Genomic DNA, 15320 nt, shown 5'->3' with positions numbered 1-15320 from the left:
GCGGTTCTTGTCGTTGGTGCGCAAGCTAGCATGAAGCGCAGGCGACATTTCAATGACAAAACAATGACGCCAGCCGCAATCCGCCCATGGTCGCAAACAGGCTTGCGCAAAGATGGGGAACGGGCTGTTCTCCGGCTTGCGGGCCGGCTGGCTCCGCCTGTCCCGGATGACGCCGATGCCCGATCTCTCGCTCACGCCCCGCACCACCCTCCCCGATGACGCCACGGCGGCCATCCTGCTCGGGCGCGTCTGGCGGCCGGACCGGGGCGGCCCGGCGATCGTGACGCTGCGCGGCGAGGATCTCGTCGATATCACGGCCTCCTTCCCCACCAGCCGCGATCTGTGCGAGCAGGCGGACCCTGCCGCCGCTCTGCAGGCGGCGACCGGCGAGCCGGTCGGCCCACTGTCGGCGATCCTCGCCAACACGCCGGTGGACGGGCGCGACCGAACGAAGCCGTGGCTGCTCTCCCCGCTCGATCTCCAGGCGGTGAAGGCCGCAGGCGTGACCTTCGCGGTCTCGATGCTGGAGCGCGTGATCGAGGAGAAGGCCAGGGGCAACCCGGCTGCCGCGGCGGCGATCCGCGAGGAGATCGGCAGGCTGATCGGAGACGACCTCTCCAAGCTCAAGCCCGGCTCGCCCGAGGCGATGCAGCTGAAAGAGGTGCTGACGGCGCAGGGTGCCTGGAGCCAGTATCTGGAGGTCGGGATCGGCCCGGATGCCGAGATCTTCACCAAGGCCCCGCCGATGTCGACGGTCGGGACCGGCTTCGACGCCGGCCTGCACCCCTCCTCCAGCTGGAACAATCCGGAGCCGGAAATCGTGCTCGTGGTCGCCTCGACGGGCAAGATCGTGGGCGCGACGCTCGGCAACGACGTCAATCTGCGCGATGTCGAGGGCCGATCGGCCCTGCTGCTCGGCAAGGCCAAGGACAACAACGCGGCCGCGGCCGTTGGCCCCTTCATCCGTCTGTTCGACGCCGGCTTCACGCTCGACCATATCCGCCGCACCACGGTGACCCTCACCGTCGCGGGCGAGGACGGATTCACGCTCGAAGGCTCCTCCTCCATCGCGAAGATCAGCCGAGACCCGGCCGATCTCGTCGCGCAGATGATCGGCCCGCATCACCAGTATCCGGACGGGGCGGCGCTCTATCTCGGCACCATGTTCGCGCCGATCAAGGATCGCGACGCCCCCGGCGGCGGCTTCACCCACCATTACGGGGACATCGTGACGATCGCCGCGCCGGAGCTCGGCAGCCTGACCAACCGAATGAAGCGCACCGATGCCTGCGAGCCCTGGACCTATGGCGCCTCGCATCTGATGCGCCATCTCGCCGGGCGCGGCCTGCTCTGAGAGCGCGCCCTTGCGTGCCGAACGGCGCTGACGGGCGGCGTTAACCCATCCTGTCAGGCCCGCAGTAAGATTTACCCGGCAAGCTCGGCGTTCAACAGGAGCGCTCTTGCGTGTCGACGGGCGAGATCAGCGCCGCACGGCCTGGCGCGGACGGAGACCGGCTTGCCCGCTTTCCGGCCGCCGGCCCTTCCCTCACGATTCTCGGCTTCGCCGGGATGGCCGGGCTCGCGCTCGCCTTGCCGCTCGCGCTGCCGCTCGGCCCCAATGCCTGGGACAGCGTCGCCTATCTCGACGCCATTCACCGCATCCGCTCCGGCCAGACGCCGGGGCTCGATTTCTTCGCGCCGGTGGGTCCGCTCGGCTACTACCTCGCCGCCGCCCTCGCCCGGCTGTTTCCGCACGCGCAACCGGCGCTGCTGGCGAACTGGGCGCTGCTGCCGGTTCTGCTGCCGGCGCTCCTGCTGCTGATGGCGGATCTGGCGCCGCGCCGGCCGCGGCAGGCCTGGGCGCTGCTGCTGCCCTTCCTGCTGTTCGCCGCCCTGCCGATCAATCTGCACGCGCTCTACGCCTCGCCGGGTTTCGACGGCTACGGCCATTACAACCGGCAGGTCGTTCTGCTGCTGTACCTGCTGGTGGCGACTCTGCTGTTCACGCAGCGGCGGGCCCTGCGCATCGGCCTCGTCGCCGGCCTCATGCTGGTTCTGTTCCTCACCAAGATCACCGGCGCCGTCACCGGCACGATGCTGGTTGGCTACGCATTGCTGGTCGGCCGGTTGACGCTGGTCGAGGTCGCGGCGGCGGCCGCGATCACCATTCTCGCCCTGCTGGGACTCGAACTGAGCACGGGCCTGATCTTCGCCTATCTGGCGGATATCCTCGAATTGCTCGGCCTTAACACCGGCGGCATGCTGCCGCGCATCCTCACCCTCGCCTCGGTAAAGTTCAACGTGCTCGCCCCGCTGCTGGCGCTGCTCGGCGTGCTCGGCTTCGCCGCCTGGCGGCAAGGCCTGCCGCGCAGCCTGGCGGGGCTGCGGACCGCGGCCGATGCGCCCGTCGGCTGGCTGGCCGTAGGCCTGGTGGCGCTCGCTTTGTTCGAGACGCAGAACAGCGGCTCGCTGGAATTCGTCGCGCTCTGGCCGGTTCTCCTGCTGCTGCTGGGTCATTGGTGGCGCCAGCGCGACAACCCGCTGCGCACGCTCGTGCTCGTGCTGATCATGCTGGTCGCGCTGCCCTCGCCGCTCATCTATGTGGAGCGGGGGATGCGCGCGGTCCTCGCCGCTCCGACCTATCGCACGCTCGATCTGCCGGAACTCGGCCCGCTGGGGCAGGTCAGCGCCAAGCCCGACCTCATCGCGCGCGCCCGCACCATGCTCGACCATTACGGGGCGAACCCGCAGGCCTATCGCGATCTCGTCGCGCGGGGCCTGTCGCCCTCGCATTTCCTCTCGACCGAGATCGACTATCAAGCGACCTGGCTGATGGAGGTTCAGCAGGGGCTGCGCGCGATCACCGCCTGGGAGGCCGCGAACCGTCGCAGGCTGAACCGGGTCTTCACGCTGGATTTCGTCGATCCGATGAATGCGCTGCTGGGCCGGGTGCCACCGCGCGGCGTCCCGGTCGGCGCCGATCCGACCCGCACGCTGCCGCGGCTCGACGCCGACACCATGGCGGAACTCGCAGCGACAGACGCGATCCTGGCGCCCCAATGCCCGCCGACTCCGGATCGAGAGGCGCTGCGCCGTCATTTCCAGCCCGCGCTGGAGGGGCGCGAGCGGATCGCGCTCGCCCCCTGCTGGGACATGTATCTGCGCAAGCGGCCGTAGCGGACAGGTTCAGCCCGCCGCCAGTTGACCGGCCTCCCAGCCCAGGATGGCGCGCTTGCGCGTCAGCCCCCAATGATAGCCGGTGAGGGCGCCGCTCTTGCCGATGACGCGGTGGCAGGGCACCACGAAGGAGATCGGGTTCTTGCCGACCGCCATGCCCACCGCCCGGGCCGCGCTCGGCCTGCCGATATGGCTCGCGACCTGGCCATAGGTGGTGGCGCGTCCGACAGGGATCCTCAGCAGCGTCTCCCAGACCCGCACCTCGAAATCCGTGCCGATCAGCACCACGCGCAAGGGCGTCTCGGCGCACCAGGCTTTCGGGTCGAAGATGCGCGCCGCATAGGGCGCCGTCAGGGCCGGATCGAGCCGATAGGCGGCATGCGGCCAGCGGCGCATCATGTCGGCCAGCGCCTCGGCCCGGCCGCCGACGACCTTGCCGCCATCGACGCTGGTCGAGACCCAGCCCAGCCCCGCCAGACCGCGCGGGGTGACCACAATCAGCGCCTCGCCGAAGGGGGAGGCGTGAAAGCCATACGTCAGCGTCAGCCCCTCGCCGCCCTGCTTCCATTCGCCCGGCGACATCGCCTCATGGGTGACGAAGAGGTCGTGCAGCCGGCCCGGACCGGAGAGGCCGACTTCGAGGGCGGTATCGAGGATGCTGGCCGAGCCGGCGAGCAGACCCTTGGCATGGTCGAGCGTGATCGCTTGCAGAAACGCCTTCGGCGTCAGCCCGCACCAGCGCCGGAAGAGGTGGTGGACATCGGTGGGCGTCGCGCCCGCCGCCTCGGCGATCGCCTCGATCGTCGGCTGCTCGCGCCAGTGATGGGTGATGAAGGCGAGAATCCGCCGCACCGTGTCGTAATCGGAGCCTGAAGACAGCGCCCCGATAGGCTCCTCCGTCGCCACCGCCTGCACGGCCCGCGCCAGCACGGCATCGGAAAAGCGCGTCGGCGTCATCGCGGTCTTGGGGGCGGCCGGCATCTTCATGACAGGGGGAGCGTCCATCGCAGGGCCTCGCAGCGTTCGATCATGCGACGAGACCTAAGGCGGGCGACCCTGCCGCGACACCCGGAAACTGGCAAGCGCGCCGGCTCAGCTCGTGTAGTCGGGCCCGCGCCGTGCGCTCGCCAATGCGGCGCCGAGGGCGTCGGCGAAGCCGGCCCGTTCGGCCGGGGACAACTCGCCCGCGACCGGCACGCGCTGCCCGCGCGAGACCAGGGCGAGGGCCATCAGCCCGTAATCCTCGTCCGTCTGCCGTTCGAGCCGCGTCCAGGCCGGGTTGAAGCGCCAGACGGCCTCGCGCCCGTGATGGGAGACCTTGCGCAGCCAGATCTCCAGCGGCGTGACCACGATGCGCTCGAAGGCGCGGGCATGGCGGAAATTGACGTGGAAGGCGATGAACAGGGCCAGCACGTCGAGGCCGAAAAACCCGGCGACGGGCCAGGCGCCCAGCACGATGAAAGGCACGGAGGAGACGATGCTCGCCAGGCAGACCAGCGTCATCACGATCCGGAAGCCGCTCCGGCCGAGGGAGCGGTGGGGCGTTATGGTCGCGTCGAAGACCGGCCGCGCCGCGGCATCGCCGGTCGTCTCATGCGGGCTCTTGCCGAGGTCCATTGCGCCATTATAACGCTGACATGGACGAGCAGAACAGGCCCCCGCGCAAGGCGGCTGCGGCAAAGGGCATCACGGTTTCGCGCGGTCGCCGCGCTTCGCCGCGGGCGCGCAAGCCGGCCGAGATCCGAGAGATCTTCCAGCGCTTCCAGGCGGCCAATCCCGAGCCCAAGGGTGAGCTGGAAGCGGTGAACGCCTTCACCCTGCTCGTCGCGGTGGTGCTCTCGGCGCAGGCGACTGATGCGGGCGTCAACAAGGCGACGCGCCCGCTCTTCGCGATCGCCGACACGCCGCAGAAGATGCTGGAACTCGGCGAGGACAGGGTGCGCGACTTCATCCGCACCATCGGGCTCTTCCGCACCAAGGCCAGGAACGTGATCGCGCTCAGCGAAAAGCTGATCGCCGAATTCGGGGGGCAGGTGCCGACCACGCGGGAGGCGCTGGAAAGCCTGCCGGGCGTCGGCCGCAAGACGGCCAATGTCGTGCTCAACATCGCCTTCGGCGAGATCACCCATGCGGTCGATACGCATGTCTTCCGCGTTTCCAACCGGCTGCGGCTGGCGCCGGGCAAGAACGTGCTCCAGGTCGAGCTGGGGCTGGAAAAGGCGGTGCCGGCCGAATTCGGCCGGCACGCGCATCACTGGCTCATCCTGCACGGACGCTACACCTGCAAGGCCCTGCGACCGGAATGCGGCCGCTGCCTCCAGAACGACCTGTGCGATTCGCCGGACAAGCGGGCGGTGTGAGCGAGGGGGCGGCGGCTCGCCGCTCCTCGCTCACCGGGCCTCACTTGGCGTCGAGCAGCTCCTTCACTGACAGCAGCACCAGCTCGTCGTCATCGGCCTTGTTGGGGTCGCGGGAGGAGGAGAAGGGCAGGTTGTTGTCGTTCCCGACCACGATCGTGCCCTGCTCCCGATCGACCACATCGACGTTCTCGATGGTGAAGAAGGGGAAGGTGAAGACGCCGTTCTTCGTGCCCTGCCGGGCCTTGCCATCCGGGTCCTTGATGTTCATCAGGTCGATATGGCCGATGACGCGCACCGGCTTGCCGGCATTGGCCTGCGTCATCTCGATCTTCACGATGCGCTTGAACCTGGCGATGTCGTGGAAGCAGTCGGTGCGGCGCTCGCCGGCCGGGCAGGCCTTGTCGGCCGTGCCTTCGCCGTCGTCGCGCTCGATGATCAGGCCGGTGGTCGCGTCGATCATGTTGAAATCGCCGATGGCGTTGCCCTTGACCGCGAGCGGGTAGAACCAGGAACGGCCGGTCCACTTCTCGCCCTGCACGTCGAATTCCAGGATGCGCAGCACGGCCTTGCCGTCGATCTCCTCATAAGCGTTCTTCTCCGCGTCCCAGAGCGGGCCTTCCAGCAGCGGATAGAGAAAGCGGCCATCCGGCGACTGCGCCATGCCCTCTAAGCCCTTCGAGCGGCGCACGTTGAAGGCCACCGCCCCGCCCGGCGCGCCCGGGGTCGTCACCGCGTAATGGTCCGGCGAGCGGGCGGGCTTGCCATCGACCAGCGTTTCGAACACGGCCTCGACCTTGCCGTTGGCATCGACGCGCAGGAGATAGGGGCCGAACTCCTCGCCGATCCAGTATTTGCCGCCGATGGGCTGGATCGATTCCAGGTCGAAGTCGGCGCCGGTGAGATAGCGCTTCTGCGTGCCCTCGTGGACGATGCGGAACGGCACCTTCTTGTCCGGATCATGCAGGAAGGTGGTCGAGAGGCGGGTCATGGTGCCGCCGGCGAAATCCGCCCTGAGCTTGTGGAAGAACAGCGCGGCGTCCGGCGAGTTGGCCCTGGCGCCGAAGCCATTGTCGGTCAGCACCAGAAACTCGCCATTGCCGAGCGAGCGGATGCCGGAGAAGCCCTGCACCGGCTGACCCGCGAAGGGGGTCGAGATGCCGGTGGGGCGGCCTGCCGAGGTGCCCATCACGGTGCCGACCGCCTCGACCCGCGTGCCGGGCTTCAGAAACTTGCCCGAGACCTTGAGGTCCTCGGGGGCATCGGCGGGGGCGGGCACCAGCGTGAGCGCCGGCAGCAGCGCCTGGCCCAGCAGCCTGGCGGGAAACTCCCGGGAACCCTCCTGCGCCATGGCCGGGCCGGCGAGCGCGAGGAGCAGGGTGGCGGCGACGAACGAACGCATCGGGGGCTCCTTCGGGAACGGATAACCGCTGCGCTTGCCCGAGAGGCGTGAAACGTCCGCGACAAGGACATGACGGCCGGACAACAGATCCGGCCGGACCACCGCGCCGCTCAGTAGCCGCGCGTCGGGTCGACGATGTGCTGCAGGGGCTCGCCCGCCTCCAGCCGGCGGATCTGGGCCGCGATCAGCGCCGCGACCGCCTCCGGCTCCGACATCGCCGCGTTGTGCGGCGTCACCGTCACCAGCGGATGGGTCCAGAGGGGCGAATCCTGCGGCAGCGGCTCGGTCTCGAACACGTCGAGCGTCGCGCCCTTCAGCGTGCCGGCGTCCAGCGCCGCGAGGATGTCCGGCTCGACCTGCAGACCGCCGCGACCCGCATTGATCAGAAACGGACCCAGCCGGCCGTCCTTGGCGAGGCCGGCGAGCAGCTCGGCTCCGATGATGCCGCGCGTCTGCGGGGTCAGCGGCAGCAGGCTGACGAGGATGTCGGTGCGGGCGAGGAAGGCGGCCATCCCCTCCTCCCCCGCGAAGGTTGGCAGGCCCTCGACCGTCTTGGGAGAGCGGCTCCAGCCGGCGACGTCGAAGCCGATGAGCTGGAGCTTGCGAGCCGCATCGAGGCCGAGTTCGCCCAGCCCCATGATGCCGACGCGCAGGGAGCGGGCGGCGGGCTGATGACGGTCGTCATCCCACAACTTAGCCGGCTGTTGGCGCATGTAGCGATGCTGCTGGCGCAGATACATCAGGCAATGCAGCACGACATATTCGCTCATCCGCGTGGTGAGGTCCGGGTCGACCACGCGCGCCACCGGCACATCGGGCAGCGCCTCGTCGGCGAAGAGGAAATCGACGCCCGCACCCAGCGAGAAGATCGCGGCGAGGTTCGGCAGGCCGCCCAGGCTGCCGGGCGGGTGTTTCCAGCTCGCGACATAATGGACGGCGCGCCGGTCGAAGGGCTCGCCCAGCACCACCACCGGCATCTCCGGCAGCAGCGCCTCGAAGCGGGCCCGCCAATCCTCGACATGCCAGCCCTGCATCGCCAGAAGCAGACTCATCCGCGTGCTCTCTCCGTGATCCGTTCGGCGATCAGTTCGCCCCCGGAGCCCATTTCACCCAGGCGGTAAGCCGCCTGCAAGCGCTGGCTGGCGGCGGCATGGTCGGCCTCGCTGCGGGCATGCAGGATCGCCAGAGGCCGATCGGGGCCGATCTCGTCGCCGATCGCGGCCAGCTGCGTCAGCCCGACGGCCGGGTCGATCGCATCCTGCGGGCGCAGCCGGCCGCCCCCGAGCGCGACCACGGCGAGGCCGACGCCGCGCGTGTCGATGCCGGCGACGATGCCGGCGCGGGCCGCGAAGACCGGCTTCACCACCGGCGCGGGCGCCAGATGCGCCTGCGGCCGTTCCAGCAGATCGGCAGGACCGCCCAGCGCCGCGACCATCCGCGCGAAACGCTCCGCGGCGGCGCCGGAGGCGAAGGCCCGCTCGATGCGGGCGCGGCCTTCGTCCAGATCGGCGGCGAGGCGGCCCAGCACCAGCATCTCGGCGCCCAGCGCCACCGTGACCTCGTGGAAGCGCGGCTCGCGGCGCCGCCCGGTCAGATGGTCGAGCGCATAGGCGACTTCCAGCGCATTGCCGGCGGCGCTCGCCAGCGGCTCCTCCATATCGGTCAGCAGCGCGGTCGTCGGCAGGCCGGCATCGTTGGCGACGCCGACAAGCGCCTTCGCCAGCGCCTTCGCCTCGTCCCGCTCGCGCATGAAGGCGCCGGAGCCGAACTTCACGTCCATCGCCAGCCCGTGCAGCCCGGCGGCGAGCTTCTTGGAGAGGATGGAGGCGGTGATGAGCGGCAGCGATTCCACCGTCGCGGTGACGTCGCGGATCGCATAGAGCCGCTTGTCGGCCGGAGCGAGATCGGCGGTCTGGCCGATGATGGCGCAGCCCACATCCCGCACCACCTGCCGGAACAGCGCGATTCCAGGCTGGCTGACATAGCCCGGCACCGCATCGAGCTTGTCGAGCGTGCCGCCGGTGTGACCGAGGCCGCGCCCGGAAATCATCGGGACATAGCCGCCGCAGGCCGCCACCGCCGCCGCCAGGGGCAGGCTCACCGTGTCGCCGACGCCGCCGGTCGAGTGCTTGTCGAGCGCCGGGCCCGGCAGATCGTCCCAGCGCAGCACCGTGCCGGAATCGCGCATGGCGAGCGTCAGCGCGACGCGCTCCTTCTCGGTCATGCCGTTGAAATAGACCGCCATGGCGAAGGCGGCGGCCTGGCCTTCGCTGACCGAGCCCTCCGTCAACCCGGCGATGAGCTGGCGGATATCGGCATCGGGCAATTCGCCGCCGTCGCGCTTGGCGGCGATGATCTCCTGCGTCAGGCGCATCAGTAGCTCTCCGTGCCCGGCCTGGCCGCGCCGCCCTCGATCACGGCGGTGAGGGCACCGTAGAGCCCGCTGGCGCCGAAGCGGAAGGTCGCGGGGCTCGCCCAGTCCGGCCCCATGAAGGCATCGGCGAGGGCGAGGTAGGATTGCGCATCGGCGAGCGTGCGGATGCCGCCGGACGGCTTCAGCCCGACCGGGCGCTTGGCGGAGGCGATGGCGCCCAGCATGGTGCGGACGGCCGGCAGGCTGGCGGAATGGGCGGTCTTGCCGGTCGAGGTCTTGATGAAATCGGCCCCCTCGGCGATGGCGAGCTCGGAGGCGATCCGCACCTTGTCGAGATCGGGATATTCCCCGGTTTCCAGAATGACCTTGAGCAGCTTCTCGCCGCAGCGCAGCTTGACGGTGCGGACCATCGCCGCCGCGGCGGTGGTGTAGCCGGAGAGCACGGCATGCCAGGGCAGGACGAGGTCGATCTCGTCCGCGCCATCGGCGAGCGCGGCCTCGGTTTCCTGAAGCACGGGCGCGATCGCCGTCTCGCCGCCGGGGAAATTCACCACCGTGGCGATCCGCACCGGCCCGCCCGGCGGCAGCGCCGCGCGCGCCCCCGGGACGAAGCGCGGCCACAGGCACACCGCCGCCACCGGCACAGGGCCGGAGAGCGCCTTCGCGCAGAGGTCGCGCGCGCCTGCTTCCGTCGCGTCCTCGGCCAGATCGGTCAGGTCCAGCAGCGCCAGCGCCCGGCGGGCGGCAGCGGAGTCGCTCGTGGCAAGGTCGGTCATGTCAGCGTTCCCCCAGGAAGCTGCGCAGCAGATCGCGCAGGGGCTGCGAGGCCGAGCCGGCGACCTCTTTGGTCTCGCCATGATGCGGCGCCCCGCCATGCAGGCCGGCGCCCATATTGGTGACGGCCGAGATGGCGGCAACCCGCAGGCCATAGCGGCGCGCCAGGATCACCTCGGGCACCGTCGACATGCCGACGAGATCGGCGCCGAGGATCTGGGCCATCTGGATTTCCGCCGGCGTCTCGAAGCTCGGCCCGGTGAACCACATATAGACGCCCTCCCCAAGCGCCACGCCGGCTGCGCTCGCGGCCTGCTTCAGCTTGGCACGCAGCTCAGGGTCATAGGCGTCGACCATCGGCACGAAGCGACCGTCGCCGCTGTCGCCGACCAGGGGATTGGGACCGTTGAGATTGATGTGGTCGGTGATCAAAGCGAGGCTGCCGGGCCCCATATCGGGCCGCAGGGAGCCGGCGGCATTGGTGAGGATCAGCGGCGGCGCACCCAGCCGGGTGAGGACTGCGAGCGGAAGGCGCATCACGGCAGGGTCGCCGCCTTCGTAGTAATGCGCGCGGCCCTGATAGATCAGCACTTTGCGGCCGAAGAGTGTGCCGCAGCAGAGCTGGCGCGCATGCCCGGTGACCGCGCCCTGCGGGAAGCCGGGCAGGTCGGCGTAACGGACGAAGACGGGCCGCTCGATCTCCTCGACGATGGCGCCGAGGCCCGTGCCGAGCACGATCGCATAGTCGATCGGCCCCGTGACGCCATGGTCGGCGAGCACCGAAACCGCTTCGTCGATCGCCCGGTCGAGCGCCATGCCTGTTGGTCTCCCGCTTGCAGTCGTCGTTGCCGTCAATCTGGATCAGCGCGGCAAATTGGCGGGTCCGAAGGAGGCTGGCAACAGCTCCGCCAGGGTGAAGCGCGCGCGGACGCCGCCCGGCCCTGCGATCAGGACCGGCGTTTCGGGGGCCGCGAACTCCCGGATGCGCTGGCGGCAGGCGCCGCAGGGCGTCACCAGCTCCTCGCCCTCGCCATAGACCAGCACGGCCATGATTTTGCGCGCGCCCGACCCCGCCATCGCCGCGATCGCGCCGGCCTCGGCGCAACTGCCGACGGGATAGGCCGCGTTCTCGACATTGCAGCCGGCATGGACGACCCCGTCCTCGGCCAGCAGAGCCGCCCCGACCCTGAAGCGCGAATAGGGCGCATAAGCCTGCCGCTGGATGGACGCGGCCGCCCGGAACAGGGCCTCGACGTCGAGCTCCTCAGCCATCTCAGCGCTCCTTCACATAGGGCAGGCCGGAGGCCTTGGGCGGCGTCGCCTTGCCGATGAAGCCGGCCAGCAGCACGATGGTCATCAGATAGGGCAGCGCCTGGATCGCTTCCACCGGCACGAGGCCGATTCCGGGCAGGCTGACGCCCTGCAGCCGGATCGCGAGCGCATCGAGCAGGCCGAACAGCAGGCAGGCACCGAGGGCCGGCCAGGCCCGCCAATTGGCGAAGATCACCGCCGCGAGCGCGATGAAGCCGCGCCCCGCCGTCATCTGCGGAATGAAGCCGGCCGATTGCGCGACCGCGAGATAGGTGCCGCCGATGCCGCAGAGCAGGCCGCAGATCGCCACCGCCGCATAGCGCAGCCCGGCGACGGAAATGCCGGCGGTATCGACCGCGGCCGGATTGTCGCCGACCGCGCGGATGCGCAGGCCGAAGCGGGTGCGCCGCAGCACCCAGGCCGTGACGGCCACCGCCGCCAGCGCGAGATAGGCCGGCGCGCCATGGCCGGACACCACCTCGTCATAGATCAGGCCGAGGACGGGGACATGCTCCCGCGCCCAGCCGGCGAGCGGCAAGGTGAGCTCGTTGAAGCGAGCCGGCCCCTCCAGCGCCGGGGTGCGGCCGCCCTGCCCGTACCAGGCATTGCCGAGAATCGCGGTGAGCCCGACCGCCAGCATGTTGATCGCGACGCCGGAGACGATCTGGTTGCCGCGCCAGGTGATCGAGGCGAAGCCGTGCAGCAGCGAGAACAGGACGGAGGCGGCGATACCGGCGGCGAGCCCGGCCCAGGCCGAGCCTGTGGCGAAGGCGGTCACGGCGGCGGCGAAGGCGGCGATGAGCATCTTGCCCTCGAGCCCGATATCGACGACGCCGGCGCGCTCCGACCAGAGGCCCGCCATGGCGGCGCAGATCAGCGGGATCGACAGCCGGATGGTCGAATCGAGAATGACGGCGATGGTCGCGAGCCATTCCATCAGGCTGCTCCCCGGCGCAGGTTGAGAACCCGCGCCACGAGCCGCTTGAACAGCCCGTCCAGCGCGCCGGCGAACAGGATCAGCACCCCGCCGATCACCACGACCATGTCGCGGGTGATGGCGGGCTTGTCGAAGGAGAGTTCGGCCCCGCCCTGATAGAGAATGCCGAAGAGCAGCGCCGCCAGCCCGACGCCGACCGGATGGGCCCGGCCCATCAGCGCCACGGCGATGCCGACGAAGCCGTAGCCGGCGGTGAAATCCAGCACCAGCCGGTGCTGCACGCCGAGCGCCTCGTTGACTGCGAGCCCCCCGGCCAGTGCGCCCGAAATCGCCATCGCGATCATGGTGATGCGGGCGGGCGAGATGCCGGCATAGGCCGCCGCGCGCGGATTGGCGCCGACGGTGCGGATCGCATAGCCGAGCCGCGAGCGCCAGATCAGCAGCCAGACCGCGAAAAGCGCCGCCAGCGCGAGCAGGAAGGCGCCGTTCAGCGGCGTCGCCGGCAGCGCGATCCCCAGCGGCGCGAGCAGCTGGTGCATCGGCGACAGCACGGCGGAGGCCGGGAAATCCGGCGTCTCCGGCTGCATCGAGCCGGCCTTGCCCATCACCTCGCGCAGCAGATAGACGATCAGCGTCGCGGCGACGAAATTGAGCATGATCGTGGTGATGACGACATGGCTGCCGCGCCGTGCCTGCAGCCAGCCGGGAATGAAGCCATAGAGCGCGCCGCCGGCCGCCGCCGCCAGGATCGCGAGGGGGGCGGCGATGACACCCGGCACGGCACCCAGAACCGTGCAGGCGAGCGCGGCGGCAAGGCCCGCGATCGTCGCCTGCCCCTCGCCGCCGATGTTGAACAGCCCGGCATGATAGGCGACCGCGACGGCCAGCCCCGTGAAGATGAAGTTGGTCGTATAGTAGAGCGTGAAGCCGATGCCCTCGGCGCTGCCCAGCGCGCCGCGCAGCAGCAGCGCCGTCGCCTCCAGCGGGTTCTCGCCGATGCCGATGACCACGAGCCCGGCGACCAGCAGCGCCGCCGCCACCGACACCAGCGGGACGAGCGCGGTATCGGCCCAGCGCGGCAGATCGAGAGGGGCGGCGCTCATGCGCTCAACGACACGTTGCCAGCGGAATCGAGCGGGAAGAACGGATTGTAGGCCAACTCCCAGAGATGGCCGTCAGGATCGGAAACATAGCCGGAATAGCCGCCCCAGAACACTTTTTGCGGGTTCTTGACCGCACGCGCCCCCGCCCCGACCATTTCGGCGAAAAGGCGATCGACTTCGCCTTCGCTGCGCAGATTGTGCGCCAGCGTGATGCCCGAAAAGCTGGCCTGACCATCCGTGACCCCAGCATCCTTCGCCAATTCGGCGCGCGGAAACAGCGAGAGGCCGATCCCGTTCAGCTGGAAGAAGGCGACGGTCTCCTGCCGGGGCTCGATTTCCAGCCACCCGAGGCCGGCATAGAAGCGCCGCGAGCGTTCGAGGTCGCCGACGCCGAGCGTCACCAAGGTCAGCCTCTGTTCCATCACGCCGCCTCGTCCGTCACGCCGGCCATCAGCAGGCCGAGATCGCGCTCGTCGGTCGCTTCCGCCGCCCGTTCGCCGGTGATGCGGCCGCCGCACATGGCGAGGATGCGGTCCGACAGCGCCATCACTTCCTCCAGCTCGACCGAGACGAGCAGGATGGCGACGCCCGCATCGCGCAGCGCGATCAGGCGCCGATGGATGAACTCGATCGCGCCGATATCGACGCCGCGCGTCGGCTGGCCGACGAGCAGCACCTTCGGCGCGCGCTCGATCTCGCGCGCCAGCACGATCTTCTGCTGATTGCCGCCGGAAAACTTGGCCGTCTTCAGCGCCGGGTCGGGCGGGCGGACATCATAGGCCGCGAAAGCCTCGCGCGCATGGGCCTCGATCCGGCGCGGGGAGAGAAACGGGCCGGCACCATAGGCGGGATCGTGCTGATAGCCGAGGATCGCGTTCTCGGCGGCGGTGAAGGCGGTGACGAGGCCGCTGCGATGGCGGTCCTCGGGGATATGCATCAGCCCGCGCCGGCGCAGTTCAGCCGGGTGGCGCTGGGCCGCCGAGAGGATCTCGCCGCCCAGCCGGATGACGCCGCGGGAGGGCTGGACGAGCCCGGCCAGCACGTCGAGCAATTCGCTCTGGCCGTTGCCGGCGACGCCCGCGATGCCGACGATCTCGCCTTCATGGAGGGTCAGCCCGACATCGCGCAGCACTTCGGCGCCGCGCGCATCGCGGCAGGACAGGCCGGCCGCCTCCAGCACCGGGGCGCCACGCGGGCGCGGGGTCTTTTCCACCCGCAGCAGCACGCGCCGGCCGACCATCGCCTCGGCCAGCGCGGCGGGGGAGGTCTCGGCGGTCGTCAGATGATCGACCATCTCGCCGCGCCGCATCACCGAGACCCGGTCGGTCACGTCCATGATCTCGCGCAGCTTGTGGGTGATCAGGATGACCGTCTTGCCCTGGTCGCGCAGCGCCCGCAGCAGGCCGAAGAGCTGGTCTGCCTCGGGCGGCGTCAACACCGCGGTCGGCTAGTCGTGGATGTGAATCTGCGCGCCGCGATAGAGGGCCTTCAGGATCTCGACGCGCTGCTGGAAGCCGACCGAAAGCTCGCCCACCAGCGCATCGGGGTCGATGGCGAGACCGTATTGCGTCGAGAGCCGGGCGAGTTCGGCGCGCGCGCGGGCGAGCCCGCCCTTCAGCAGGGGCCCGTCCTCGGCGCCGAGGACGAAGTTCTCAACCACGCTCAGCGTATCCACCATCATGAAGTGCTGGTGGAACATTCCGATGCCGGCGGCGATAGCATACGCCGAGCAGCGGATTCGGAACGGCGCGCCCTTGACCCTGATCTCGCCGGAATCGGCCTCGTAGAAGCCGTAGAGAATTGACATCAGCGTCGATTTCCCGGCGCCGTTCTCGCCGACGATGCCGTGGATCGAGCCGGGCGCCACCGCCAGCGAGACATCCCT

14 protein-coding genes and 1 pseudogene are annotated in these 15320 nt (G+C 69.8%); 3 read left to right on the top strand and 12 right to left on the bottom strand.

From position 1 onward, the window contains the following. The first annotated feature begins 175 nt into the window (after positions 1-175). Both ACOJTB_RS12330 and ACOJTB_RS12325 read left to right on the top strand, forming a co-directional pair. A complete protein-coding gene (locus tag ACOJTB_RS12330) occupies positions 176-1354 on the top strand; it encodes a fumarylacetoacetate hydrolase family protein (RefSeq protein WP_420102817.1) in 1179 nt (392 codons plus the stop codon). Positions 1355-1464: 110 nt separating this feature from the next. After that, on the top strand, positions 1465-3177 hold the full coding sequence (locus tag ACOJTB_RS12325) for a hypothetical protein (RefSeq protein ID WP_420102816.1): 1713 nt from the start codon (positions 1465-1467) through the stop codon (positions 3175-3177). A gap of 9 nt (positions 3178-3186) precedes the next feature. Here ACOJTB_RS12325 and ACOJTB_RS12320 read toward each other — a convergent pair whose 3' ends face one another. Both ACOJTB_RS12320 and ACOJTB_RS12315 read right to left on the bottom strand, forming a co-directional pair. After that, entirely contained in the window at positions 3187-4107 is a 921-nt protein-coding gene (locus tag ACOJTB_RS12320; RefSeq protein ID WP_420102818.1) for a methylated-DNA--[protein]-cysteine S-methyltransferase, read from the bottom strand. A gap of 162 nt (positions 4108-4269) precedes the next feature. Continuing rightward, positions 4270-4794, bottom strand: coding sequence for a DUF2244 domain-containing protein (locus ACOJTB_RS12315; protein WP_420102815.1), 525 nt, complete (start codon positions 4792-4794; stop codon positions 4270-4272). A gap of 20 nt (positions 4795-4814) precedes the next feature. Here ACOJTB_RS12315 and nth point away from each other — a divergent pair, with 20 nt between their 5' ends. Next, a complete protein-coding gene (gene nth / locus ACOJTB_RS12310; RefSeq protein WP_420102814.1) occupies positions 4815-5537 on the top strand; it encodes an endonuclease III in 723 nt (240 codons plus the stop codon). Between the two features lie 40 nt (positions 5538-5577). Here the strand turns inward: nth and ACOJTB_RS12305 are convergent, their stop codons facing one another. From ACOJTB_RS12305 to ACOJTB_RS12260, 10 genes and pseudogenes are all read right to left on the bottom strand, one after another. Continuing rightward, on the bottom strand, positions 5578-6936 hold the full coding sequence (locus tag ACOJTB_RS12305; RefSeq protein WP_420102813.1) for an esterase-like activity of phytase family protein: 1359 nt from the start codon (positions 6934-6936) through the stop codon (positions 5578-5580). A 110-nt stretch (positions 6937-7046) separates the two neighbouring features. Then, the gene (locus tag ACOJTB_RS12300) at positions 7047-7988 is read right to left on the bottom strand and encodes a 2-hydroxyacid dehydrogenase (protein ID WP_420102812.1); all 942 of its coding nucleotides are present in this window, start codon (positions 7986-7988) and stop codon (positions 7047-7049) included. Next, the gene (gene deoA / locus ACOJTB_RS12295) at positions 7985-9310 is read right to left on the bottom strand and encodes a thymidine phosphorylase (RefSeq protein ID WP_420102811.1); all 1326 of its coding nucleotides are present in this window, start codon (positions 9308-9310) and stop codon (positions 7985-7987) included. The genes ACOJTB_RS12300 and deoA overlap by 4 nt, the downstream gene beginning before the upstream one ends. Further along, positions 9310-10086 carry a deoxyribose-phosphate aldolase gene (gene deoC, locus ACOJTB_RS12290; protein WP_420102810.1) on the bottom strand — a complete coding sequence of 259 codons (777 nt, stop codon included), beginning with the start codon at positions 10084-10086 and terminating at the stop codon, positions 9310-9312. Before deoC ends, deoA begins: the two co-directional genes overlap by 1 nt. A gap of 1 nt (position 10087) precedes the next feature. Next, positions 10088-10900 (bottom strand): purine-nucleoside phosphorylase, encoded by an 813-nt coding sequence (locus ACOJTB_RS12285; protein WP_420102809.1) that lies wholly within the window; start codon positions 10898-10900, stop codon positions 10088-10090. A gap of 45 nt (positions 10901-10945) precedes the next feature. Further along, positions 10946-11356 carry a cytidine deaminase gene (locus tag ACOJTB_RS12280; protein ID WP_420102808.1) on the bottom strand — a complete coding sequence of 137 codons (411 nt, stop codon included), beginning with the start codon at positions 11354-11356 and terminating at the stop codon, positions 10946-10948. A gap of 1 nt (position 11357) precedes the next feature. Further along, a complete protein-coding gene (locus ACOJTB_RS12275; RefSeq protein ID WP_420102807.1) occupies positions 11358-12332 on the bottom strand; it encodes an ABC transporter permease in 975 nt (324 codons plus the stop codon). Further along, entirely contained in the window at positions 12332-13435 is a 1104-nt protein-coding gene (locus tag ACOJTB_RS12270) for an ABC transporter permease (RefSeq protein ID WP_420102806.1), read from the bottom strand. Before ACOJTB_RS12270 ends, ACOJTB_RS12275 begins: the two co-directional genes overlap by 1 nt. Next, the gene (locus ACOJTB_RS12265; RefSeq protein WP_420102805.1) at positions 13432-13857 is read right to left on the bottom strand and encodes a VOC family protein; all 426 of its coding nucleotides are present in this window, start codon (positions 13855-13857) and stop codon (positions 13432-13434) included. Before ACOJTB_RS12265 ends, ACOJTB_RS12270 begins: the two co-directional genes overlap by 4 nt. Further along, a pseudogene (locus ACOJTB_RS12260) lies at positions 13857-15320 on the bottom strand (ABC transporter ATP-binding protein); the annotation flags it as partial. The pseudogene ACOJTB_RS12260 and the gene ACOJTB_RS12265, both read right to left, overlap by 1 nt.

The sequence above is a fragment of the Allobosea sp. genome, assembly GCF_048595345.1.
Taxonomy (GTDB): domain Bacteria; phylum Pseudomonadota; class Alphaproteobacteria; order Rhizobiales; family Beijerinckiaceae; genus Allobosea.
The sequence above is the reverse complement of the archived record's forward strand: the minus strand, read 5'-3'. Positions and strand labels throughout refer to the sequence as shown.